Here is a 24,958-nt window from a genome sequence, read left to right as displayed (position 1 = left end):
AGTGGAACCGGTAGCTCCAGTAGGTCCAGTGGAACCGGTAGCTCCAGTAGGTCCAGTGGAACCGGTAGCTCCAGTAGGTCCAGTGGAACCGGTAGCTCCAGTAGCCCCGGTAGCTCCAGTAGCCCCGGTAGCTCCAGTAGGTCCGGTAGAGCCGGTAGTCCCAGTGGAACCGGTAGCTCCAGTAGTCCCAGTAGGTCCAGTGGAACCGGTAGCTCCAGTAGGTCCGGTAGAGCCAGTAGCCCCGGTAGTCCCAGTGGAACCAGTAGAGCCAGTAGCCCCAGTAGAGCCAGTAAGTCCAGTGGAACCGGTAGCCCCGGTAGCTCCAGTAGCCCCGGTAGCCCCGGTAGTCCCAGTAGTCCCAGTGGAACCGGTAGCCCCGGTAGCTCCAGTAGGTCCGGTAGAGCCAGTAGCCCCGGTAGCCCCGGTAGCTCCAGTGGAACCGGTAGCCCCGGTAGTCCCAGTAGTCCCAGTAGTCCCAGTGGAACCAGTAGCTCCAGTAGGTCCGGTGGAACCGGTAGCTCCAGTAGGTCCGGTAGCCCCAGTAGGAGAATGTGGGAGAATAATACGGTTAATATCTAAAAGTGAAAAGTTAATGAACATATCTTTGTTTTGATAATCTATCGAAATCACCTCACTAGCATGTTTAAAGAAATAGTAAAGTAATAATTTTTATAGGTATTTCATTTCTATATTATTAATGCAACTTATTTTGGAAACAGTAAATAGCTATTATGACTATAGGGTATTAATTTTTAACCTAAATTTTAATAAAACCTTTATTAAAGATAAAGAGCGCTTTTAAAGGCGCTCTGAGACAAGTTTCATGTTGAAAAAGGGAATGGAGGATATTATGTGCATACTGTTTTAGAATGTTGTAAATTTTTAATTAAAAATAAAAGGATCTTATAAAAATTTAAAATTTGTATTATTAGATAGTCACCATACAATAAAATATGCTTGTTTGATATAAATGTGTGTCAAATTTACCAAAATATATTTTGGCATGCATAAGAAAATTAAAATACTTTATTAGTAAATAATAGCGGCTTCAGTGACAGATGGTAGAAAGAGTTTATGTGGTATTGTAATAATTTCAAGCGCAATTTGCGCTGAATATAGGAGTATTTGAGTTAAATCTAAAGCGAGTGTTAAAAGTATTATGAAGCTTGTAAGAATTACAAAACTACCCCAAAAGAAACTTTTTGAAGTGTTGCGGAAATCTTTTATTAAGGAAAAGAAAGAAAAAGATGCGGTAACAATAAGAATGAAAATTTTATACTTATCAGACATTATAACCCTCCCAAAGAACAGTAATTTATATTATACTGTATTTTTCAATATTATTATAAAAAGATTTTAAAGTGAATAATAAGAAAAAAATAAAGCCATAACTTAAGACATTAGTTTAGGTTCTATTGTTTGAATACTTTGTTTTAGAAGGTATATAATCTGAAATTGAAAATTTTCCAAATGAATTGCCATTTTTTATTTCTAATCCAACATCAGGTACTCAATGAAATGGTATGAAAGATTATAGGCTGGTGATACGACATTAAATAAGAGGAATTTGCGCGCAGCAAGAGTCCTAGCTCAGATTTCTACTAGAGAAAAATATTTAGTTGGAGTTGATATGTTAATAAAAAACGGATAGATGTGGAAACTAAATATTCATGACATTAAGGATAAAGGTCAGGAAATATAATTTGGTATTCTGGGAATAACCGGAGGTCCGTAGTTAAAGTTGCATAGAATTTGTATTTTGTTTCTAATTTTTCAATTGTTGTTAAGTGATGAGAACCTAGTCCACGCTGTACACTATGTTGAGAAAGAGTCGGCCCAATTTGTAATTTTCGTTTTTTCATTGCATCGTTCCATGGACTATAAAAAAATTTAAAAATAAAAGCAGGTTCCATGTAAATGCTATAAGGATAATGCGAACCATGTCTCCCGACTCTATAGTTCCCGTGCGAATTATTGTGAATTAATCTACCGTTAAGATATAGTTGGTTTGGATTAGGTTGAATTATTATGCCGTGATAACGTTGTTTAACAAGCGGAGAGCTATATCTTGGATTAGTGTAGCCATGAGTCGGTTCGTCAATCATCATAATCATTCTTATTGAAAACATATTGCCACCCATAGTGCTAAGTGATTTGAAAAATTGTTCTTTATTATAACAGCACAGGAATTCTGTCGTATTCAATACCATTTTCCATCCTGTAATTTCTCTTTCAATTTCCATAACTTCTTGATCAACTAAATAAGCATCAAATTCGAGTGATTTTGAGTTTCGTATTTCCCAATTAGGAGCGAATGTTTTACAGATTTCAACTGAACGATCAGTGGATCCACGATTAATAAGAATGCCATGATCAAATAGCTTTGTATGGTGCATTAACCACCATGGAAGTAAATATTCTTCATTGTAAAAATGAGAAATTAAAGTAGTCTTAATCAAAATCACCTCCGTATTTAACCTGCTTCTTATTTAATATGATATGGAAGGAAACCTATTGTTAGAAGGTTTCCTCTTAAAAGTTTTAAACCACATAGGGTATGTGGATGGATTAGTATATAAAGTAGTCTGATTGATAAAGAGTGGTATTAAAAAGTACAAAATCTAAAATGAGCATCGAATTAGTGTATAACGATTGAAACGGCACTGAAAACTAATAAAACAGCCATAATGATGTTGAATAATTGGTTATGTTTTACTAATATTTTTTGGAATATTGAACCAAATAAACTCCAACTAAATGTACTTAGTAAACCGACTATACCTAGAAATAATGAGAAAAGCAGAAAACTTGAATATGAATTGTAGTAGGGGAGTATGAAAGTCGATACTACAGTCAGTCCGAATAATATCCCTTTAGGATTAACGAATTGAAGAGAAATCCCCACAGTGAATAAGTTTTTATTATCTTTTTCAACGGGATTCGTACTGCTTTTACTAGTAAGTATTTTAATAGCTAAATATAACATATACGCTACACCTAAAATTTTTAAAGGGAATTCGATTATGGGTAAGATATTAAGTAGTACAACATTAAAGAAACTACATAAAGAAGTGAGGATGAAAAAACCAAAAGCTACTCCGAAGCAAAAGTTTATGCTTCTCTTTAATCCATGTTGATTTGCGTATGTCATAGCTAAGAAATTGTTAGGACCAGGTGTGAAGCTACTTATAAATACAAATAACAAAAAAGAAAATATAGGCATTTGAACCCCCCTAATTATTTTTGTATGTTATAATGACCGAAAAGAACAATATAACGTGTGCTTTTTATTATACATAACGGTCGTTATATTGTATATAGTGTGGGAGTGTTTTTTATGGAAGAAATTCAACTTATACTAGCGAAAAATTTAAAAACTATAAGAGAAAAAGAAAAATTAAGTTTGGAAAAAGTTTCCCAATTAACAGGTGTGAGTAAAACGATGATTGGACAAATTGAAAGAGGAGAATCAAGCCCGACACTAACAACAATATGGAAAATTGCAAATGGCTTGAAAGTTTCTTTTACCTCTTTAATCAACAATCCTCAGCCTGATACGAAAGTGATTTTAAGAAAAGATATTCAAGCATTGTCTGAAGACAATGGAAAATATAAAGTGTATCCTTCTTTTCCTTTTCAAGATGATAGACATTTTGAAATGTATACAGTAGAAATAGAAACAGAAGGGAAATTAAGTTCAGAAGGGCATAAAGAAGGCGCAGAAGAATTTATTACGGTATTTGAAGGTGAATTGACAGTAGAAGTGAATAACTGTCAATATACATTAAATAGTGGAGATTCAATTCGTTTTAAGGCCGATAGATCACACTCTTATTATAATTTAGGGGAATCTTTGACTCGATTAAGCATGACAATTTATTATCCAACTGTATAAGTTTACATTTATAGTAACAAAAGATAAAACCATCTTTAAGAGATGGTTTTTATTTTTTATTACTCACAAAAAAAGACACTCATCTGAGTGTCAACATAGTATTGCTCTCGCGTATAGGATTGGAGTACGTTTCTCAAATACGTATTGAGATGGTTCGTAAAAAAGAAACTGTCTTCATATTTAATGTAACATCGGTGGAAGTCAGTGTAAATTGATAATATATATACGGAAAATTTAGTATAGATAGTTTCTACTATGAATATAGTGCAATTTGTTCTTTAATGCGCCATCACTTTTATGAAATAATTGGGAGGTTCTTATCATGACAGACTTAGTATTTAATAATGTTTATTAGAAGTTCTTATCATGACAGACTTAGTATTTAATAATGTTTATTAGAAAAAGAATGAATCATTTTTAAATCGATTCGTATAATTGTTAGAGAGGCACCTGTTGAACCACCTCCAACCAAATTAACGATGTATAATACGCCGAATAATTGAAGTGAAATTGTAGTATCGGCAATTAAATTATTGTTATAATTTGAAGTTGATATAGCGGGAGAAAAAATAGAACCAGGAAGTGGAGTAGAAGCGTTTAATAGTGTTTTGTTCCAGCGAGTAGAGCAGTTGTCGTATTAACTTGATAGGTTAAATGATATCTTCTGGTTACAGGAATTGTAAATATATCGTTTGAGGCGTTAACTGTAAAATTACCGAGGCTTTGGTTATTAGAAAGAGGAATATTAGTTCCGCCTAATATCACAGTGATGGGATCACCTAATGTATTATTAGCGAACATAGAGTTTGTTGTAACTATTGACCCAGTATTTCTGGTAGGTTCAGTAAGTCTGTATGGAAGAATAATTTCAAGAGCCATTGATACTAGTTTTTCTATTCTTTTTTCATTTTTATCTTGAGTATAAATTACCTCATTTTTAAATTAGAATGCAATAAGTTTCGTGTTTTTGGAATGGGACTATCATTTTATTATATTAATAGGAGTTATAGCAACGGTAAAATGTTTAATAACTGTATGAATTATTTGGAAAGAAAAAAGAATAGTTATGAAAGCATTTCTTAATAATAGACTCATACTTATGTAAGTTAATTAAAAATATGTGGAATGAGGAATTAAATTGAAGCGGAATGATAAATTATCAATAAATAAAGGTAAGATAGAACCTGAGAATATTGGACCTACATTTTCAGCTCTTCCTCCAATATATATTCCAACAGGAGCAACAGGAGCAACAGGAGCAACAGGAGCAACAGGAGCAACAGGAGCAACAGGAGCAACGGGAGTAACAGGAACAACGGGAGTAACGGGAGTAACGGGGGCAACAGGAATAACAGGAGCAACGGGAGCAACAGGAATAACGGGAGCAACAGGAACAACGGGAGCAACAGGAACAACGGGAGCAACGGGAGTAACAGGAGTAACAGGAGCAACGGGTGTAACGGGAGCAACGGGAGTAACAGGAACAACGGGAGTAACGGGAGCAACAGGAACAACGGGAGCAACAGGAGCAACAGGAGCAACAGGAGCAACAGGAGCAACGGGAGCAACAGGAGCAACGGGGGCAACAGGAATAACAGGAGCAACGGGAGCAACAGGAGCAACAGGAGCAACGGGAGCAACAGGAGCAACGGGAGCAACAGGAGCAACGGGAGCAACAGGAGCAACGGGAGCAACAGGAGCAACGGGAGTAACAGGAGCAACGGGAGCAACGGGAGCAACAGGAATAACAGGAATAACGGGAGTAACGGGAGCAACGGGAGCAACAGGAGCAACGGGAGCAACAGGAGCAACGGGAGCAACGGGAGCAACGGGAGCAACGGGAGCAACAGGAGCAACGGGAGCAACGGGAGTAACAGGAGCAACGGGTGTAACAGGAACAACGGGAGCAACAGGTCCTACTGGGGGGATTGGCCCTATAACAACAACTAATTTGCTATATTACACTTTTTCAGATGGAGAGAAACTTATATATACAGATGCAGATGGCATAGCTCAATATGGTACAACGAATATACTATCACCTACTGAGGTTTCATATGTAAATTTGTTTATCAATGGAATTCTGCAACCACAACCATTCTATGAAGTTAGTACTGGTAAACTAACTTTATTGGATAACCAACCACCATCGCAAGGTTCTTCAATTATTTTACAATTTATTATTATTAATTAAAAAAGACAGATTCTTAATGTGAAAAGGAATCTGTCTTTTTTGTTCTGAATTACATTCGGTAACATTAAGTGACGATAAATTCAATTGTAATTGGAATTCCGCCGTCTAATGCATCCCCACCAGGAATTGTAATAGCACCAGTAGGACCAGTAGTAACACTGGAGTTCACGCTTGGTTGAAGAATACCGTTCACATATAAGTTGTAATACGTGAAAGTCGGAAAAGCGGTTGCAGTAGTACCCGCATCGTTTAAACAAGCTGTGGCAGCAATTGCAAAAGCTGCACCTGTACCTGTGCCGGCTCCTAGTGTAGATGTAAATCTTCTAGATGCCATAAATGGTTGAATGATAGGCAATTAATTTTCACTCCTTACAATATTTTATTAGAACGAAGTATAAAATAACTTGTCCACTATATTGTATGAGAGTTTTTTATAATAGAAACGGCTTCACCTTTATAAGGTGAGCCCAATTTTAGTAAGGAAATGTTCTTTATTTATATGAAAAAATGATGTTGTTACTTGCGGAATATATGTAAATCGTAAATTCGGTTTTTGTTTTCAAATTAAAATGTGTCTTTGAACCTAAGAGATAAACGTGGAAAAATAAAATAAACTCTTAAGTTTAGGTATTTAATCTAAGCAGTCAATTATTAAAAACATATAATTAATATGTGAGTCATGAACATAATTAAATGACGTTTTCAAGTTTGATTATCATTCATGTTTCCTATTTTAAGAGAAACATATAACTCAACTACATTTTTCAATGGCATCTTTTATAGTACTTAGAATAGGAAAACACTCAACTATAAGAAAAGTAAGGAGGAAATAAATGAAACATAATGATTGTTTTGATCATAATAACTGCAATCCGATTGTTTTTTCAGCAGATTGTTGTAAAAATCCACAGTCAGTTCCTATTACTAGGGAACAATTAAGTCAATTAATTACTTTACTAAACTCATTAGTATCAGCTATTTCAGCATTTTTTGCAAATCCAAGTAATGCAAACAGATTAGTGTTACTCGATTTATTTAATCAATTTTTAATTTTCTTAAATTCCTTATTACCTTCCCCAGAAGTTAATTTTTTGAAACAATTAACTCAAAGTATTATAGTTTTATTACAATCTCCAGCACCTAATTTAGGACAATTGTCAACATTATTGCAACAATTTTATAGCGCCCTTGCACAATTCTTCTTCGCTTTAGATCTTATCCCTATATCCTGCAACTCAAATGTTGATTCTGCAACTTTACAACTTCTTTTTAATTTATTAATTCAATTAATCAATGCTACTCCAGGGGCGACAGGTCCAACAGGTCCAACAGGTCCAACGGGCCCAGCAGGAACCGGAGCAGGGCCAACGGGAGCAACAGGAGCAACAGGAGCAACAGGTCCAACAGGCCCAACAGGAGCGACAGGTCCAGCAGGTACTGGTGGAGCAACAGGAGTAACAGGAGCAACAGGAGTAACAGGAGCAACAGGGGCAACAGGTCCAACAGGGGCAACAGGTCCAACAGGGGCAACAGGAGCAACAGGAGCAACAGGAGCAACAGGAGCAACAGGTCCAACAGGGGCAACAGGTCCAACAGGGGCAACAGGTCCAACAGGGGCAACGGGCTTAACAGGAGCAACTGGTGCAGCTGGTGGCGGAGCTATTATTCCATTTGCTTCAGGTACAACACCATCTGCGTTAGTTAACGCGTTAGTAGCTAATACAGGAACTCTTCTTGGATTTGGATTTAGTCAGCCTGGTGTAGCATTAACAGGTGGAACTAGTATCACATTAGCATTAGGTATAGGTGATTATGCATTTGTAGCACCACGTGCAGGAACTATCACGTCATTAGCAGGTTTCTTTAGTGCAACAGCTGCATTAGCTCCAATATCACCTGTTCAAGTGCAAATACAAATATTAACTGCACCTGCAGCAAGCAATACGTTTACAGTACAAGGCGCACCTCTTTTATTAACACCAGCATTTGCCGCAATAGCGATTGGTTCTACAGCATCAGGTATCATAGCTGAAGCTATTCCAGTAGCTGCTGGAGATAAAATACTACTGTATGTTTCATTAACAGCAGCAAGTCCAATAGCTGCAGTTGCTGGATTTGTAAGTGCAGGTATTAATATCGTTTAATTTGTTACAATGTTTAGTAGGAAATTAAACAGGGGTTTGTATATAGTCCTTCCTAGTAAATTTAGGAAGGACTATATTTTTTGGGGAAATAAGTAATAAATCAATTGAACAATTACTCTTTGTTAAGTTCGTATAAAAAAGTATAATTTACCCTTTCTCATTTTAGTAATAAGTTATGTAACTTTAAAAATTTCCGGTCAGTAAAAAAAGATGAATTCTTTTAAAAAAGAATTCATCCATAAAATAAACTATTTATTTTTATTACAGTTACATCCTTTTTTCTTTACATAGCCTTGCTCGGCTAATTCTCTTTGCGATTGGGAATTGGAAGATTGAGAATTGGAAGATTGAGAGGATGCTGAAGAGCTACTATTTTTATTATAAGAGTAGTTTTTTCGATAGTTATAATTACTCATAGTACTATCACCTCCAATTTAATATATAAATATTATATGTATGTACACTATCAATTGTTACTATTTTTAATAGGAAGAGAAGATACAATAAAAAAATCTCCTCGGTATTTTCCTAGGAGATAAATGATGATTCTTTTGAAAATTTACAAATTAATAGCCCCAGTAAAGAGGAAAGTAATAAGAATCTTGGTGATACAGATTATGTTGTTGAGCGAGGGGCTGGGTTGGATAATTTTTCATTTCACGGTTTTGATTGCAGTTTGCCGGAGGACCAATTACAGTAGTTGATTGAATAGGGGAAACCGCTTGTTTCCATTGTTGTTCATTGAGGCAGTAAGTATGGGCCATCATATGAGCTGGAGTTAACCTTAAAATGTCAGAACCGAAAATAACTTCTGGAGTTGGAGCATTGAAAATAGCTAATAAATGAGTATTATCTGCTGTAGCAATTTCGTAATGCCACCACGCTTGTGGAATGTTGGCAACTTGCCCGGGTTTTATCGGTAAGTTTAATATTTGATTCGTAAATGGATTAAGTAAAGAAACAACAGCAGACCCTGAAATACAATAAACAAGTTCAGCTGCATTTTGATGAATATGTGGTTCTACAACATTTCCTGTACTTAAATAAATATCTAATAAAGAAGTATTTTCTAAAGTATTTAATTGTTTAATACCAAGTACATTTATATAATTTTGGGCATCTTTCCGAAAAAAATTACTTTTATTTACATCATAAGTAAAATTGGTTGTGGGGGAGGTATAGTCGATGTTGGCAGTCAATTGTATTACCCGCCTTTCTATAGGTAAGTTAGGTTACAAAATTAGGATATGTGTCTAGTCTTTGTTTTGTGCTGTTGTCGGTAGCTTAATAAATTCACTTATTCCATAAAGAATAAGGTGTTAAGACCAAACTATATTCGTATTCCCATTCATACTTTGGATTGATGGAAAAAAGTAATGAAAATGTTAATTTAAAATTACATCAATCATTTATAAGGAGTGAATGTTCATGTCATTTAGTGAAATGATTAGAAATGAAGTACTCAGCTGGGCGGGTGTTTCTGAAAAACCGCATCGATTTGGTGGTATTGAAATAAATTATGGCAAGAAAGAACTTGGCCATCTTCATGGTGATAAATTAGCTGATTTACCATTTCCGAAGTTAAAGCGAGATGAATTAGTGAAGCAAGGCTTGGTAAAACCACATCACGTATTACCTGAATCAGGATGGATCAGTTATTATTTAAAGAGTGAAGAGGATATTCCATTTGCAATTGAGTTATTTCGTATGCAATATGATCGAATTAAAAAGTAATGAAATAAAGTAGGATAATAAAAATTTATTTTTATGTCACATCCCTCCTTAATCGTTCGTCTTGTATGTAGAACGATTAAGGAGGGATTTTATTATGAATACATTTGATATAGCAATTGTTGGCGGTGGGCTTGCTGGATTAACAGCATCTATATATTTAGCGAAAGCTGGAAGGAAAGTGATTGTATTAGAAAAGTCCAGTCAATTCGGTGGCCGAGGGATGACTACAAATAAAAATGGAATCTGCATGAATCTTGGTGCACATGCTTTATATAGAGGCGGGGCAGCGTTTATAACTTTTAATGAGCTTGGTATGACTCTTCCAGGTGGAATACCATCTACAAAAGCACATGGAATATGGAAAGGGGATATATTCACTATCCCAACAGATTTTTACTCAATTTTATCAACACCACTACTTTCTTGGTCTGCAAAAGTACAATTCTCACGTCTTATGATTCGTTTAGGAAATTTAGATGTAGGAGAAGTTCCGAAAATGAGTCTAACTACATGGGCAGAAAATGAAATAAAAGATCCAATGGTTCGCAATATATTTTATGCGCTATGCCGAACAACAACATATACGTTTGCTCCTACAATACAATTAGCATCATCTGTACTAAAGCAAATACAGCTTTCTATAAAAGAGGGAGTGCTTTATGTAGATGGTGGTTGGGAGACGATAATAACAAAATTAAGAGCTATAGCGAATGATATCGGGGTGCAGTTTTTGGCTAAAAAGCATGTTGTGGAAATTGAGCATTCCGAAGGTAAACAAAGAATACATTGTGTTGATGATGAGGTTTTTGAAGTAGGCGCAGTCATCGTGACGACTCCGCCGAAAGAAGCTTGTAAAATAATAAAAGGTGCAGAAGGAACAAGTCTGCATAGATGGAGTGAACAATCGGTACCGGTTACTGTTGCTGCATTAGATATTGGCTTGAGACAATTACCCAATCCTACACATCAATTTGTATTAGGATTAGATCAACCTATATTTTTCACAAATCAATCGAGAGCAGCTAAATTAAGTGAAGATGGATCAATTGTAGTGAGTCTAATTAAGTACTATAATCCTGTACTCGAGATGAATCATATTCGTGATGATAAAGAACAGTTGGAAAGTACGATGGAGTTGTTACATCCAAATTGGAAAAGAGAAGTTGTTGCACAGCAATATTTACCGAAAATAACAGTAGTACATGATTTTCCTCATATTGACCGTGTTGAAAAAGCGGGCCCTAATATACCTGAAATGCCAGGTGTTTATGTTGCAGGAGATTGGGTAGGGCATGATGAAGTATTAGCTGATGCTGCGGTAGCAAGCGGGAAACGTGCAGCGTTACACATTTTAAAGCAATATGAAAGTGAGGCAGTTCATCATGGAAACGGAGCAGTTATATGAAGCGTATCAACTATTATTATTTTCGTTAGCATACAGAATCCTTGGGAGTGTTATGGATGCTGAGGATATCGTTCAGGATGTATTTATCTCGCTAAATAATATAGAAGATCTTCAATCTATAGAAAATATGAAAGCATATTTATGTAAGATGACGACAAATCGTTCAATTGATAAATTACGATCGGCAGCGCATAAACGTAACGTGTATGTAGGGATGTGGTTGCCAGAGCCAATTGTAGAAGAGAGTGATGAGCCATCAAAGTCATTTATAATGAAAGAATCCCTTTCCACCGCATATTTATTACTTTTACAACAATTATCTGAGGTAGAAAGGATTGTTTTCATATTAAGAGAGGTTTTCAGTTATGAATACGAAGAAATAGCTTCAATTGTTGATAAGAGTAGTGTGAACTGCAGGAAGATCTTTCAACGTGCACGAAAAAGCATGTTGGAGAAACCGAAGCAATCAAAATTAAGCACGGAGAAAATGGCTTCTTATATTGAAAAGTTTGTATCATCATTACAGTGTGGGGATGCGGAAGGTATGTTAGAAGTATTAAAAACAGATGCTATACTCAAAGCTGATGGTGGTGGTAAAGTTACGACTGCGATTAACCCGATTTATTCTGCGGATCGAATTATACGTTTGTTCTTTGGGATTGCACAACGATTGACAGAAGAGTACACTGTTGATTTCAAAATGGTCAATGGTATACCAGGAGTTATAGTTACAATAAACAATAAAGTAACTTATGTTCTTTCGTTTGCATTTGAGGATGAGAAAATTTCAAATATTTATATGATGGTTAACCCTGAAAAACTTATGCATTTAAATGTAAAAATATAAAAAAGCGCATTTCTTCAGAAATGCGTTTTTTATTATTTTTCCAACATTTCAAGAGGTACATCTTTTTCGCCAGCTACCTCAAATTTAATTTCCCCGTCTTCTTCATAAATACGTGTAATAATCGGTATAGTAATCATTAATTTTTTATGCTGCTTTCGTTTTCGAGCAGCATCTAAGCTAATCACGTTCATTTGTAAGCATCCTTTCTTCTGGAAATATATAAACAAAGAAAATGCGTCCGAAAAGGGCGCTTAATTGAATTTGAAATACCGATTCATTTAAATGGGGTTTATATAATTTAATAACTGCAATTTTAATATGAAATAATATGAATGGAATAATTGCACGTAGAAATTAACTTTACCAAAAAACGAAACAATATGCTATAAAAAAATTCAAATCTTTGTCATATAATAGGAAAAAGGTCTTTGTTTCGCATATAATGAAAGTAGACGGGCAGCAAGAGCTTTTTCATCATATTGCTTTGGAAAGGCGATGAAAAAAATGGATACGTTAGATTCATTATTATTTCAACTTGAACAATATGGAGAAGAGCATGATCGAAATAAAAAAACACGGGAAGAAAAATTACGGAATATTACTCGTGAGATGGGGCAATTTTTATCAATTTTAGTAAAAGGGTGTAGCGCAAAAAACATTTTAGAAATCGGAACTTCTAATGGCTATTCTACATTGTGGTTAGCTAATGCGGTAGAAGAAACAAATGGAAATGTAACAACTGTAGAGCTTTCTTCAGAACGAGTTGGAGAGGCACTTGTCAATTTTGAAAAGGCAAACCTTTTACAAAGGATTGATGTTCATAATCAAGAAGCAGGGGCATTTTTAGATGCGCAATTAGATCATTCATTTGATTTTATTTTCCTAGATTCAGAGCGTACGCAATACATGTGGTGGCTTGAGCATATAAAACGCATTTTACAACCAAAGGGTTTTCTTGTTGTTGATAACGCAACCTCTCATGCAAATGAATTAGCCGAGTTTAAAAAAATGATAGAAGAAGATGAAATGTTTGAAACGGTGTTATTGGCATTTCAAAATGGAGCATTCGTAGCGCGCAAGAAGAAATAGGAGTGAGCGCAATATAATTATCACATTGAAAAAGGGTGTATGTCAAAAGATTGAGTACAGAAGGATAGGAGAACATAATTTATAGTAACATACGAAGAATCCGCCTTCAGCATGTCGTTCTCTAGGTCTTAAGTCTGAGGAAAATTATGTTGTTTACAGGTATACTTATAGTAAGAAACAGGGAATGACTGCATAAACAGGCATTTCTAAAAAAATCGATTTCAAGCAATCAGAATGTATATGAAATACGATATAATAGATGAAATATAGTGCATATAAATTCGCACATATAAATAAAGGAGCGATTTTGTTGACTGAACTCGAGAAAAAAGAACCTGTATCGATCGTGAAAGATAATAATGTAGAAGTAGTGGTTGATACAGTTATAAAAGATGCAGAATTAGAGGAACTGAATAAAGAAGCTGATCTTTATGTACAAAAGTTAAATAGCGAGCAAAATACAGATTTATCAAAAGTATTGTCTCAGCTAGGAGATTTAGGAGATAAAGAGCAACAAGCAGCAGGACAAACGTTGTCAGCATTAAAACGTCCTGTAACAGCGATGATGAATGGAAAGAACGAAGAAATTCCAAATACATTGTTAGAATTACGAAAAGTGGTATCAGAACTTGATCCGAATTCATTAAAAGCAAGTGGTATGAAGAAAATTATGTTTAAAGTATTCAAGAAAAATCCACTTGAAACATACGTGCATAAATATCAATCTATAGATAAGCAAATTGAGGAGATTATAAGATCCCTTCTAATTGGTCGTGACAACTTACAAGAAGATACAGTTGGTCTTGAAATGCTTAAAGAGCAATCGCATGATAAAATTCACGCTCTTGATAAGCAAGTATACTTAGGGAAAAAACTTGCTGGCATGCTGGAAGCTGAGAAACAAAATCCAGAACGTCAAAGAGATATTCCATTAATTAACGATGCGTTAGAAAAGATACTTGTACGTACACGTAATATGCAGCAAGCGAAAAGTGTTTTATTACAATCTATCGCATCTGTAGACATTATTAAGAAAAATAATGAAAAGTTAACAGAGGCAATTCGTAATGCAATTACGATGACGCAAAACGTTGTAACGGTTTCAGCTGCTATTCAGTTAGCGTTAACAAATCAACGGAAAACAATCGATGCAGTGAATGCGACAAATGAAGCAATTGAATCGATGGTATTAAGTAATTCTCAAGCGTTAAAACAAAATACAGAAGAAACGACAAAATTGCTTGAAAACCCTGCTATTAGCATGGATAAATTACGTGAATCATTCCAAAATGTGTTCGCTGCAATTGAAGCATCTGAAAAATCGTCAGAACGTATTATCGAGTCAAGTAAGAAGTTCGTTATTGAACTAGACACATTTAATGATGAGATGAAGCAGAAACTCATTCAGCGTCCAAGGAAATAACGGATTATTAGAGGAGGTGAACAAATGAGTTTCATTCAAACAGTATTATTACTACTCGGTACATTGCTTTTAATAGCATTTACTGTCGTTGTTTTAGTCGTATATTTCGGACGGAAGCTGTATTTTTCATGGACGAAGCCATATAAAAGAGCGCAAGATTCTTTAGACAAGTTATCAAACAAATCAATACCGTTTCTACAAGAATTTACACAACATCCACTGTTTTATCGCTGGATTCGCACTGAAGGAAAGAAAGAACAAAATACATTAAATACTCTATTTTGTGCATCAGGTCAACGTACGAGAGAACAAGTCTTCTCGATGTTACCGAAAGAAAAGCAGAAAAAAGTGCATGTAATGGCAAAAACTACGAAAAAGCTTACGAATGAAGATATTGATGTAGCTGCGATGAAAGTGAAAGATTTCTTAAGACAAGAGACACAGCAAACTGTAAAACCGACAGACTTATCATTTTACAAATTGTATTTTTATGACCGTTATCCAGACGCATTAAATACAATTCAAGCGTATAAACGCTCAATAAATCCTTCATTACAAAGAACGGTTGATGATATTACAATTTCAGTATTGAATGCACTTCCGTACTATCAAGAGCAACGCATGTTTGAACAACAACATAAACTTGAAACGTTCTTAATGAAAGATTTAACGGCCATGTTATCGTTGGTAGTACAATTACCACCTTCACAAAGACCAGAGAAAGAAGAAGAACTGAAAATCTACTTGGAAAATTTCCAAAAAGAAATGGAAGTAGTAGAGCGAGATATTCGCGACTCAATTGATCACGATTTAAATGTGAAGATGAGAGCAGCGACTGAGAAGTTTAAGAATAAATAACAAAAAGCGCCTTAAAAGCTAAGTATCACAGCTTTAGGGCGCTTTTTGTTATGAGATTTTATTTTGCACTAACGGTAGTATGACTAGAAGCCACACTTTCATTATGCAATCGATCAACTGCAGTTACGACATACGTATACGTTTCTCCAGAAATAGCGGTTTTATCTACATAAATTTCTCCAAGTGTTGTTTTTCTTACAGTAGTAAGTAAATTTTTCGGATTTTGTATATCCACTTCATTTTTCCCATTCGCGCGGTAAATAGCGTAATAAGTAGAATCATTATCTCTATTGTCAATGATACCGATTGCAATACCTTCATCTCTTGGAATGGCACCTTTTAAAGTCGGTTGTTTTGGTGGATCATGATCAAGCCAAGGCATAGGCGGAATTAATGCAGGATATTTATATATGTCTTTTGAGAGTCTATCTTTAGCTCCAAGTGGATTGTTATTAATATCTTTTAAGCTAAAATGCATACTACCTTTTATTTCAGGATATAGCCGGTTTAATGCAATTTGTTTTGGATATTCTTCTGGATCAGACCAAGCAGGGACGGAGTTATTATTAATTTTATAGGCCGCTTGACCGATGTATAGGTGAATCGGTTTGTTATTTGTTTCTTTAACCCACCAATCTACTAATATGTCATATGCAGCTGGGGTGAAACCTATATTCCAATATATTTGCGGTGTAATGTAGTCAATATATCCTTTTTGTATCCACTCACGTGTGTCAGCATAAAGGTCATCATAGTTTCTTTGGCCTGCGGTTGTGTTAGAGCCAGTCGGATCGTCAGCTATATTTCTCCATACGCCGAACGGACTAATGCCAAACTTTACATATGATTTTTCTTGTTTTATAGCAGTATTTAAATCTTTTACAAGTTCATTTACATTGTTACGTCGCCAATCTTCTATATTTGTAAATCTACCGTTATTATATGTTTCGTACGTTTTCTGATCTGGAAATTCTTCACCGGCTACTTTATATGGATAAAAATAATCATCCATATGCAGCGCATCAATATCGTAATTTTGCACGATTTCTAAAGCACCTTCTGTTATAAATTTTTTCACTTCTGGAATACCGGGATTGTAATATAACTTTCCGCCATAAGGGACAACCCAATTGGGATGTTGCCTTGCAGGGTGATTATTTGATAATCGATTTATATCGGTGTGATTCATCGTTATTCGGTATGGGTTAATCCAAGCGTGGAATTCTATATTTCTTTTATGAGTTTCTTCAATCATAAATGCAAGCGGGTCATAACCAGGATCTTTTCCTTGTGTTCCTGTAATGTATTCAGACCAAGGACCGTAATTTGAAGGATAGAAAGCATCAGCGGTTGGTTTAACTTGTACAACAACTGCATTCATACCAGTGCTTTTTACATCGTCTAATAATCTTATAAATTCTTGTTTCTGTTTTTCAATGGGTAAGCCAGTTTTTGAGGGCCAATCAATATTCAGAACAGATGCAATCCATACAGCACGTAATTCATGTTTTTTGTATGCAGTATTTACTTCAGCATAAGTAGAGTGAGGGGGAATGAAAGAGAAAGGGATGAACAAGATGACGATACAACATATCATTAATAAACGTTTAACGATCATTTATACGCCTCCCTATCATATGATTATTTAAAATAATATAGGAGGCGAGGTTGACTTTGCAATAGAGAAAATTGCATATTGAAACATTAATTTAATAGGAAAAATATTTTTAATGAAATTTACTTTCATTATAACTAAATTCATTTACTACTTCATATGCTTGTTAGTAAAGTGAAACTTCCTTTCATTTGAAGGGTAATAAATTATAAGTATAGGAGGATTAATAAATGAAAGTTTTGTTCGTCTGTTCTGGAGGAATGTCCAGTGCAATTGTTGTAAACGCTTTAAAAAAAGAAGCGGAGAAAAATGGTGTGAACATGGAAGTGCATGCAATTGGAACGAATGAGGTAGAGGAAGAAGTAAAGAATGGCTGGGATGTCGTAATGGTGGCACCTCAAATAAGACACCGATTTGACTCTGTAAAAAAATTTGCAGAGGAGGAATCTATTCCGTGTGGCATCATTCCACCGCAAGCATACACGCCACTTGGAGGCCCGACTTTATTAAAAACTGTAAATGAATTAATTAGTTAGGAGGAAGCGTTATGAATAAGTTTGTCACGTTTCTTGATAAAAACTTATCTGGCCCGATGGCAAGGCTTTCTGAGCAGAGGCATCTACAAGCAATCCGTGATGGAGTTATTTCGGCGTTACCATTTATTATAGTAGGAAGCTTTTTTTTAATAGTAGCATTTCCACCACTGCCGAAAGATAGTTTCATATCGGTTTGGGCATTAAAGAATCAAACAAGTATATTGATACCATATCGTTTAACTATGTTTATTATGTCCTTATATATAGCATTTGGAATAGGATATAATTTAGCGAAAAGTTATAAATTAGATGCTTTATCAGGAGCACAGCTTGCGGTATGTTCACTACTTTTAACATTAACGCCTGAGTTAATTGATAAAAAAGGATTCATGCTTCCGATGACAAATCTTGGAGGTCATGGATTATTTGTGACGATGATCGTCTCTATTTTATCAGTTGAGATTTTAAGGTTTTGTAAGAAGAATAACGTAACGATAAAAATGCCAGAACAAGTACCACCGTCAGTATCACGTTCATTTGAAGCACTTATACCTGCAGCATTCGTTATTATTATGATGAGTCTTATTACAGTCGTTTTTAAAGTTGATTTACATTACGTTGTAGATAAACTAGCCGCACCGTTAGTAAAAGCTGGTGATAGTTACTTTGGCGTTATTATACCTGTATTTTTAATTACGTTTTTCTGGTCTTTCGGGATACACGGAGTATCAGTTGTAGGTACTGTGGCAAGGCCACTTTGGGATGTGTATTTAGGAAAGAACGGTGAAGCTGTAGCAAGTGGAGCGAGTCATTTTCCGTTTATTGCACCAGAACCGTTTTATCAATGGTTTATTTGGATTGGTGGTTCGGGTGCAACGTTAGGGCTTGTGTTAGCTATGATTATATTTGGTCGATCAAAATATTCAAAAGCATTATCGAGAACATGTATTGTCCCTGGGATTTTTAATATAAATGAACCGGTTATATTCGGTTTGCCGATTGTATTAAATCCAATTTTAATTATTCCTTTCGTCATTACCCCGTTAGTAACAGCTACTATAGCGTATGCTGCAACCGCAATGGGATTTGTAACACCAACGCATATTATGCCGCCATGGACATTACCTGCTCCAATTGGTGCATATTTAGCAACAGGTGGAGATTGGCGTGCGATTGTATTAGTTTTTATAAATATAACAATATCGTTCCTTATTTATTTACCATTCTTTAAAATGTACGACAAAAATATGCTTGAAATCGAAAAGAATGGTGACGGAGAGTCGGTTAATCCTTAATCTACATGCTGTTATTTTGAGTGATAGACTTTTTGTCTATCACTTCTTTCACATTAAAACTAGAAAGGGGGAAATAGAATGAATATAAAATTTAGTTATAAAGGTGTGTTTTTATTACTATTTGGAGTAATTTGTGCAAATTTACTTTTTGTCCCTTTATTAGGCATGCTAAATTTATCACAAATGCATAGTATTTGGCTCGTTACAAGTATTGCGGCAAGCGTTTTGCTTACGGTAGTTGTTTCTTTCATTGATGGATCGTTTGCATCGAAAGCTCAGTTGTTTTTTAGATTTATATTGTTTTCGATTGGTTGTACGTTGGTTACTTACATGATTGTTTTTTAGTAAATAGGAGGTCATGCATGTTATGTATGTTGCAGGGGTAATGTCCGGTACTTCGTTAGACGGAATAGATGTAGCACTCGTTCATATAGATGGAAGCGGTGTAGATTCTAAAGTTGAACTCATCCATTTTACTACTGTGCCATTTTGTAATGATATGAAAAATGATATCCAGCAGGCATTATCAATAGAAAATTCAAATGTACAACTTATATGCAGTTTGAATTTTAAACTCGGTTTACGCTTCGCAAACGCTGTAAAGGAAGTTTGTAAAGAGGCCAATTTTCCTTTGAGACAATTAGATTTAATTGGTTCTCACGGACAAACGATTTATCATCAGCCACAGCAAGATGGAGGTATGATTCCTTCTACATTACAAATTGGAGAACCAGCAATTATAGCGTATGAAACGAATACGACGGTTATTTCTAATTTTCGAACGATGGACATGGCAGCTGGAGGACAAGGAGCACCACTTGTACCATATTCAGAGATTATTTTATATCGTCACCAAACTAAAAATAGACTACTACAAAATATCGGCGGGATTGGTAATGTGACTGTAATACCAAGTCAACTAAGTGAGAAAAGCGTTATAGCATTTGATACAGGTCCAGGTAATATGGTAATGGATGAAGTATGTCAAAGGTTATTTCAGTTGTCATATGATCAAAATGGTAACATTGCAAAACAAGGAGTAGTTGTAGAAGAGGTTTTGACATATTGTATGAATCATCCATTTTTGAAAATGAATCCACCGAAATCAACTGGTAGAGAACAGTTTGGAGAAGAATTTGTCAGTGAGTTATTAAAGCGGTTTGAAAAGCATAGTAAAGAAAATATATTGACGACTGTCACAAGGTTTACAGCAAGTTCAATTGTTTATCATTATAAGGAGTTTATTCTGCCGTATTATGAAATCGATGAGGTAATTCTAGGTGGTGGCGGAAGTTATAATGATACACTTGTAGAAATGATACGGCATGGATTGAAAGAAGAAAAATGTGCATTATTCCTTCAAGAAGATATAGGCTATTCTTCAGAAGCGAAGGAAGCAATCGCCTTTGCCATTTTAGCAAATGAAACATATCATCGTAATCCAAGTAATGTGCCGAGCGCAACAGGTGCTAAGAATTCCGTAATTTTAGGGAATATAACATTCCCTCCATACGCAGATGAAAATGAGGCGAACATATGAAGTATATGATTGGAGTAGATGGCGGGGGAACGAAGACAGAGGCAATTGCATTTGATCAAGATGGAAATGAAGTTGTAAGAGGTACGAGCAGATTTGGAAATGTATTAATAGATTTTGACCAGGCACTTTTGCATATTATGGAAGCAATTAATCAATGCCAGAAGAGTTTAATGAATGAGCATTGCGTTTGTATTTGTTTAGGATTAGCTGGTATAAGCGGAGGGAATACAAATGAATTAACATTACGTTTAAAAAAGAAATACGGAACAAAAATTGAAATTTTTAATGATGCAATGATCGCGCATGCAGCTGCTTTAAAAGGTAAGGAGGGAATATTAACTATAGGTGGTACAGGTGCAATTTGTATCGGAAAGAAAGGGGAAGTATATCAGTATAGCGGTGGATGGGGACATATTTTAGGAGATGAGGGGAGCGGATATTGGATTGCATTACAAGCTTTAAAGAGAATGGCAATTCAGTTCGATCAAGGAATCAGTCTTTGTCCATTGAGTTTGAACATTCAAAGGCAGTTTCAACTTTTGACACCGTCTCATATAAAAAGCTTAGTATATACTTCTTCTAAAGATAAAATTGCAGCAATCGCGCCATTAGTTATTCAGGAAGCGAGAAATGGCAATGATGATGCGTATGAAATTATGATGCAAGCTGGAAAGGAATTGGCAAGGATTACAGTAAGTGTTTATAACAAGTTGAACTTTAAGCACTCAACGCCAATTGCAGTAAGTGGCAGTATATTGCGTTTAGTTCCTGAAATATTTGCTGTATTTAAGAAATGCTGTGAAGATAGTATGAAAGAAATTACATTCGTATCACAAGCAGAAATGGCAGTGAAAGGAACATATTATTTAATGAGGGATATATATTTTTAAAAATAGTGTATGAGAATTTTTGTATGATTTGTAAAAATATGATGTTAAAATGTATAAAGGGATGTATGTTAAAAACGTACAATATACGTAATAATTGAATATTGTATATGTAATCCCATGTAGAAAGTGAATGATTACATGATTAATAGTATGCAGTTTTTATATTTGGTGGCTTCTTATTTAATTGGAAACATATTGACCGCTTATATAGTAACAAAATTGAGCCATAACGTTGATATTAGGGATGAAGGAAGCGGAAATCCTGGCGCAAGAAATATGGGGCGCGTATATGGAAAAGGGTATTTCATCGCTACATTTTTAGGGGATGCGATTAAAGGGGCAATCGTTGTTGCTGTAGCAAAATATCTTTTTGAAGATCCTACATTCGTAATGTTAACATTATTGTCCGTTATTATTGGACATATTTACCCAGTTTTATTTAAAGGCAAGGGCGGTAAAGGTATTTCAACATTTATAGGAGGACTAATCGCATTTGATTATTTGATAGCGCTTACCCTCTTAGGCATTTTTATTGTATTTTATTTAATATTTAAAGGGTTTACGAAGCCAGGACTAATTACAATTGCTTGTTTACCAATTTGTATGATTCTTTATTCTTATTCTATTGTTACCACTATATTAAGTGGAATGATTATTGTACTTATTCTATATGTGAATCGAGAATAAAATGAATGTTTAATAAGTGGGGATAATCTCCACTTATCATTTTTTATTAAATAGATAAAGGAGATAAGGCATGGGGTTAATTTATAAAGTTGCTGATCAAGATTGGGAATTTGAAAGTATACATAAATTAAATTATAAAACTTTTGTGGAAGAGATACCACAACATGAAGAAACGAAAGACCGGTTTCGTATAGATCGGTTTCATAAAGAAAATACATATTTAATTTGTTTAGATGAGGATAGATTAGTAGGTATGGTCGCAGTGCGGGGAAAACGACCATTCTCGTTAGATTATAAAATCTCAAATTTAGATGTTTATTTGCAAGAGCATGGAGAAAAAATGTATGAAATTCGTTTACTTTCAGTAGAACGTGAATATAGAAATGGAAGAGCGTTGTTAGGATTAATTCGTTTTCTACATCGTTATTTGCTTCTAAATGGATATGAATTAGCACTCATTTCTGCAACAACACGTGAACTAGCTTTATATGAGCAAATGGGATTCAAATCTTTCCATACGTTAGTTGGTACAGAAGAAGCAGCCTTCCAGCCAATGTATGTTACCCCTGCTATGTTTGAAGAGTCGAGTGTTGGGGGGATTATGACGAAAGAATATACGTTTTTACCTGGTCCAGTAGATATTGAAGAGAACGTTCGAAAGGCATTTTCTACGCGGCCTATTTCGCATCGCTCTAAGTCATTTCAAGTGATGATGGACAATGTGAAAAAACGGTTACTTTATATGACAAAAGCAAAACATGTACAGCTTATGTTAGGAACAGGGACGTTAGCAAATGATGCGATTGCTTTACAGTTACGTTCTTTAAAAGGGAAAGGACTAGTATTAACAAATGGGGAATTTGGTAATAGATTAGTTGGACATGCAAAACGAGCACAGTTACATTTTGATACGTATAAAAAGGAAATGGGAGATCCATTTATTTATACCGAATTAGAAGAAATCATGACAACTGGAAATTATGAATGGATTTGGTTTGTTCATCATGAAACATCTACTGGAATGTTAAACGATTTAAACGAGCTAAATACTCTTTGTAACGAGAATCAAATAAAACTATGTGTAGATTGCATAAGCTCAATTGGAGCAATACCATTAGACTTGAAGGATGTGTATTTTGCGAGTGGTGTTAGCGGTAAAGCGATTAAATCATATACAGGAATTTCTTTCGTTTTTTATAACCACATTGTAAAAATAAACGAGGCTGTGCCAGCCTATATGGACATTGGCATGTATGAAGAAAATGAAAGCATTCCATACTCACAATCATGGAATTTAATTTATGCATTGCAAGAAGCGTTGAAGAGATTTGAAGATGAAAAGGTATTTGTAAAAATTAAAGAGACATACGAATATGTTGAAGAAGTTATTACTGATATGGGCTTAAAGCTTGTTTCACCTAAAGAACATGCCGCGCCAATTATACTTACTATTGTATTAAGCGAAGACCATTCTTCTAAAGTAGTAGGCGATGCATTAGCATTACAAGGATACATCGTTCATTATGAGTCATCTTATTTACAAAAGAATAATTGGATCCAAATTGCATGTTTAAATCATTATAAAGAACGCGATATGAAGAGGATGTTAAATTGTTTGCAAATGTGTTTATTTCAGAGTGGGGTACATATATAAAGATTTTTTCTTTTCGTATAAAGGAGCTACGACTTACGAAAACTTAGAAATAGAACTTTGGAAGAGGTGTCAGTATGATAACTAGAAAACTACCATTACATATAGACGATATTAAAAAAGCTCACAAGATTCTAGATAGAAATGCTCGTAAAACGCCATTAGTAAAATCTTTTTATTTGACTAGTAAAACGGGCGGAGAAATACATTTGAAATTAGAAAATATGCAATTAACGGGTTCTTTTAAATTTCGTGGCGCATTTAATAAAATGTCACGGCTCACGGATCAAGAAAAAGAAAGAGGTGTAATCGCATGTTCAGCAGGTAATCATGCACAAGGAGTTGCATTATCTGCTCATTTACTCGGTATTAAGAGTAAAATTGTTATGCCAATTTCTGCACCTCAGGCAAAAGTTGAAGCAACAAAAGGATATGGATCTGAAGTGATTTTACATGGTGAAACCTTTGATGATGCAAAGGTAAAATGTGAAGAAATTATAAGGGAAACAGGTGAAACATACTTACATCCATATGATGATGTAGAGGTAATGGCTGGTCAAGGTACAATTGGATTAGACATTCTTGATGATATGTGGGATGTAGATACTGTCATTGTACCAATAGGTGGAGGCGGAATTATTTCTGGTATTTCTGTAGCATTAAAATCTTTTAATCCATCCATTAATATAATTGGTGTCCAAGCAGATAATGTTCATGGAATGAAGGCATCTTACGATAAAGGCGCAATCGTAGAACATTATGAGGCCCCTACTATTGCAGATGGTTGCGCAGTTAAAATACCAGGAAAATTAACATTTGAAATTGTAAAAGAATTAGTAGATGATATTGTAACTGTATCAGAAAAAGAGCTGGAAGTAGCGATGAAAGATTTATTACAACGTGGGAAAGCTGTTGTAGAAGGTGCAGGTGCATTAGCAACTGCTGCACTTCTTGCGGGAAAAGTTGATAGTTATATAAAAGGGAAAAAAGTAGTGGCTGTTATATCTGGTGGGAACGTGGACTTACAGCGCATATCAAGTGTATGTGAGCACTTTTTTGTCGCTAATGAAGTGAAATAGTTTTATGAAAGAAGAGCTAAGAGAAATGATCTTAGCTCTTACTTTTTGTCTACCATTTACTGTAAGTAGCAATAAA

The 24,958-nt window shown here is 35.1% G+C and carries 24 protein-coding genes and 2 pseudogenes; 18 read left to right on the top strand and 8 right to left on the bottom strand.

The window, feature by feature from the left end; genetic code table 11:
- Window positions 1-613: pseudogene (locus tag AB6801_RS00420) on the top strand (mucin 17-like protein); the annotation flags it as partial.
- 416 nt (window positions 614-1,029) lie between these two features.
- Here the strand turns inward: AB6801_RS00420 and AB6801_RS00415 are convergent.
- The 3 genes from AB6801_RS00415 to AB6801_RS00405 all read right to left on the bottom strand — a co-directional run bounded on the left by AB6801_RS00415 (window position 1,030) and on the right by AB6801_RS00405 (window position 3,223).
- Window positions 1,030-1,290, bottom strand: a complete 261-nt coding sequence (locus tag AB6801_RS00415) for a hypothetical protein (protein ID WP_001281135.1) — start codon at window positions 1,288-1,290, stop codon at window positions 1,030-1,032.
- Between the two features lie 386 nt (window positions 1,291-1,676).
- Entirely contained in the window at window positions 1,677-2,459 is a 783-nt protein-coding gene (locus tag AB6801_RS00410; protein ID WP_000598285.1) for a glycosyltransferase family 2 protein, read from the bottom strand.
- A gap of 179 nt (window positions 2,460-2,638) precedes the next feature.
- Window positions 2,639-3,223 carry a LysE family translocator gene (locus tag AB6801_RS00405; RefSeq protein ID WP_001121281.1) on the bottom strand — a complete coding sequence of 195 codons (585 nt, stop codon included), beginning with the start codon at window positions 3,221-3,223 and terminating at the stop codon, window positions 2,639-2,641.
- Window positions 3,224-3,280: 57 nt separating this feature from the next.
- Here AB6801_RS00405 and AB6801_RS00400 point away from each other — a divergent pair, with 57 nt between their 5' ends.
- Window positions 3,281-3,895 (top strand): helix-turn-helix domain-containing protein, encoded by a 615-nt coding sequence (locus AB6801_RS00400; protein WP_002061360.1) that lies wholly within the window; start codon window positions 3,281-3,283, stop codon window positions 3,893-3,895.
- Window positions 3,896-4,277: 382 nt separating this feature from the next.
- Here AB6801_RS00400 and AB6801_RS00395 read toward each other — a convergent pair.
- A pseudogene (locus AB6801_RS00395) lies at window positions 4,278-4,774 on the bottom strand (BclA C-terminal domain-containing protein).
- 259 nt (window positions 4,775-5,033) lie between these two features.
- Between AB6801_RS00395 and AB6801_RS00390 the strand changes: the two are divergent.
- Window positions 5,034-6,089: a DUF4183 domain-containing protein gene (locus AB6801_RS00390; RefSeq protein ID WP_370941018.1), complete on the top strand. Its 1,056-nt coding sequence runs from the start codon at window positions 5,034-5,036 to the stop codon at window positions 6,087-6,089.
- A 64-nt stretch (window positions 6,090-6,153) separates the two neighbouring features.
- Here the strand turns inward: AB6801_RS00390 and AB6801_RS00385 are convergent, their stop codons facing one another.
- Window positions 6,154-6,444 carry a DUF4183 domain-containing protein gene (locus tag AB6801_RS00385; protein WP_001121647.1) on the bottom strand — a complete coding sequence of 97 codons (291 nt, stop codon included), beginning with the start codon at window positions 6,442-6,444 and terminating at the stop codon, window positions 6,154-6,156.
- Window positions 6,445-6,922: 478 nt separating this feature from the next.
- Between AB6801_RS00385 and exsJ the strand changes: the two genes are divergently transcribed.
- Window positions 6,923-8,233, top strand: a complete 1,311-nt coding sequence (exsJ, locus tag AB6801_RS00380; RefSeq protein ID WP_097999065.1) for an exosporium protein ExsJ — start codon at window positions 6,923-6,925, stop codon at window positions 8,231-8,233.
- Window positions 8,234-8,799: 566 nt separating this feature from the next.
- Here exsJ and AB6801_RS00375 read toward each other — a convergent pair.
- Complete coding sequence (locus AB6801_RS00375; RefSeq protein ID WP_000126333.1) at window positions 8,800-9,432, bottom strand: cupin domain-containing protein; 633 nt, start codon at window positions 9,430-9,432, stop codon at window positions 8,800-8,802.
- Between the two features lie 229 nt (window positions 9,433-9,661).
- On the opposite strand from AB6801_RS00375, the gene AB6801_RS00370 reads away from it, so the two are divergent.
- The 3 genes from AB6801_RS00370 to AB6801_RS00360 all read left to right on the top strand — a co-directional run bounded on the left by AB6801_RS00370 (window position 9,662) and on the right by AB6801_RS00360 (window position 12,219).
- Window positions 9,662-9,967 carry a luciferase domain-containing protein gene (locus AB6801_RS00370; protein WP_000010319.1) on the top strand — a complete coding sequence of 102 codons (306 nt, stop codon included), beginning with the start codon at window positions 9,662-9,664 and terminating at the stop codon, window positions 9,965-9,967.
- A gap of 94 nt (window positions 9,968-10,061) precedes the next feature.
- Window positions 10,062-11,372 (top strand): phytoene desaturase family protein, encoded by a 1,311-nt coding sequence (locus AB6801_RS00365; protein ID WP_087947594.1) that lies wholly within the window; start codon window positions 10,062-10,064, stop codon window positions 11,370-11,372.
- Window positions 11,350-12,219: a sigma-70 family RNA polymerase sigma factor gene (locus AB6801_RS00360; protein ID WP_044307162.1), complete on the top strand. Its 870-nt coding sequence runs from the start codon at window positions 11,350-11,352 to the stop codon at window positions 12,217-12,219. The genes AB6801_RS00365 and AB6801_RS00360 overlap by 23 nt, the downstream gene beginning before the upstream one ends.
- A 32-nt stretch (window positions 12,220-12,251) precedes the next feature.
- Here AB6801_RS00360 and AB6801_RS00355 read toward each other — a convergent pair whose 3' ends face one another.
- Window positions 12,252-12,410: a hypothetical protein gene (locus AB6801_RS00355; protein ID WP_001100984.1), complete on the bottom strand. Its 159-nt coding sequence runs from the start codon at window positions 12,408-12,410 to the stop codon at window positions 12,252-12,254.
- Between the two features lie 304 nt (window positions 12,411-12,714).
- On the opposite strand from AB6801_RS00355, the gene AB6801_RS00350 reads away from it, so the two are divergent.
- The 3 genes from AB6801_RS00350 to AB6801_RS00340 all read left to right on the top strand — a co-directional run bounded on the left by AB6801_RS00350 (window position 12,715) and on the right by AB6801_RS00340 (window position 15,589).
- Complete coding sequence (locus tag AB6801_RS00350) at window positions 12,715-13,308, top strand: O-methyltransferase (protein ID WP_002005067.1); 594 nt, start codon at window positions 12,715-12,717, stop codon at window positions 13,306-13,308.
- 310 nt (window positions 13,309-13,618) lie between these two features.
- On the top strand, window positions 13,619-14,731 hold the full coding sequence (locus AB6801_RS00345; protein ID WP_000137396.1) for a toxic anion resistance protein: 1,113 nt from the start codon (window positions 13,619-13,621) through the stop codon (window positions 14,729-14,731).
- A gap of 24 nt (window positions 14,732-14,755) precedes the next feature.
- Window positions 14,756-15,589 carry a DUF3974 domain-containing protein gene (locus tag AB6801_RS00340; RefSeq protein WP_000008378.1) on the top strand — a complete coding sequence of 278 codons (834 nt, stop codon included), beginning with the start codon at window positions 14,756-14,758 and terminating at the stop codon, window positions 15,587-15,589.
- A 58-nt stretch (window positions 15,590-15,647) separates the two neighbouring features.
- On the opposite strand, the gene AB6801_RS00335 is transcribed toward AB6801_RS00340, so the two are convergent.
- Window positions 15,648-17,207: a glycoside hydrolase family 10-like protein gene (locus AB6801_RS00335; protein ID WP_087947595.1), complete on the bottom strand. Its 1,560-nt coding sequence runs from the start codon at window positions 17,205-17,207 to the stop codon at window positions 15,648-15,650.
- A 227-nt stretch (window positions 17,208-17,434) separates the two neighbouring features.
- Here AB6801_RS00335 and AB6801_RS00330 point away from each other — a divergent pair, with 227 nt between their 5' ends.
- From AB6801_RS00330 to tdcB, 8 genes are all read left to right on the top strand, one after another.
- Window positions 17,435-17,740 carry a PTS sugar transporter subunit IIB gene (locus tag AB6801_RS00330; protein WP_000865907.1) on the top strand — a complete coding sequence of 102 codons (306 nt, stop codon included), beginning with the start codon at window positions 17,435-17,437 and terminating at the stop codon, window positions 17,738-17,740.
- A gap of 11 nt (window positions 17,741-17,751) precedes the next feature.
- Window positions 17,752-19,035, top strand: coding sequence for a PTS sugar transporter subunit IIC (locus AB6801_RS00325; RefSeq protein WP_001032294.1), 1,284 nt, complete (start codon window positions 17,752-17,754; stop codon window positions 19,033-19,035).
- Between the two features lie 78 nt (window positions 19,036-19,113).
- A complete protein-coding gene (locus AB6801_RS00320; protein ID WP_001021966.1) occupies window positions 19,114-19,380 on the top strand; it encodes a hypothetical protein in 267 nt (88 codons plus the stop codon).
- Between the two features lie 22 nt (window positions 19,381-19,402).
- Window positions 19,403-20,575 carry an anhydro-N-acetylmuramic acid kinase AnmK gene (gene anmK / locus AB6801_RS00315; RefSeq protein ID WP_000289011.1) on the top strand — a complete coding sequence of 391 codons (1,173 nt, stop codon included), beginning with the start codon at window positions 19,403-19,405 and terminating at the stop codon, window positions 20,573-20,575.
- A complete protein-coding gene (locus AB6801_RS00310; protein ID WP_000876620.1) occupies window positions 20,572-21,465 on the top strand; it encodes a BadF/BadG/BcrA/BcrD ATPase family protein in 894 nt (297 codons plus the stop codon). Before anmK ends, AB6801_RS00310 begins: the two co-directional genes overlap by 4 nt.
- A gap of 138 nt (window positions 21,466-21,603) precedes the next feature.
- Window positions 21,604-22,152 (top strand): glycerol-3-phosphate 1-O-acyltransferase PlsY, encoded by a 549-nt coding sequence (gene plsY / locus AB6801_RS00305; RefSeq protein ID WP_097999066.1) that lies wholly within the window; start codon window positions 21,604-21,606, stop codon window positions 22,150-22,152.
- A gap of 70 nt (window positions 22,153-22,222) precedes the next feature.
- Entirely contained in the window at window positions 22,223-23,806 is a 1,584-nt protein-coding gene (locus tag AB6801_RS00300; RefSeq protein WP_000523046.1) for an aminotransferase class V-fold PLP-dependent enzyme, read from the top strand.
- Window positions 23,807-23,880: 74 nt separating this feature from the next.
- A complete protein-coding gene (gene tdcB, locus AB6801_RS00295) occupies window positions 23,881-24,882 on the top strand; it encodes a bifunctional threonine ammonia-lyase/L-serine ammonia-lyase TdcB (protein ID WP_000632960.1) in 1,002 nt (333 codons plus the stop codon).
- The last annotated feature ends 76 nt before the right edge of the window (window positions 24,883-24,958 follow it).

It is taken from the genome of Bacillus sp. RCC_6_1, assembly GCF_041360755.1.
Lineage (GTDB): Bacteria > Bacillota > Bacilli > Bacillales > Bacillaceae_G > Bacillus_A > Bacillus_A cereus.
The sequence above is the reverse complement of the archived record's forward strand: the minus strand, read 5'-3'. Positions and strand labels throughout refer to the sequence as shown.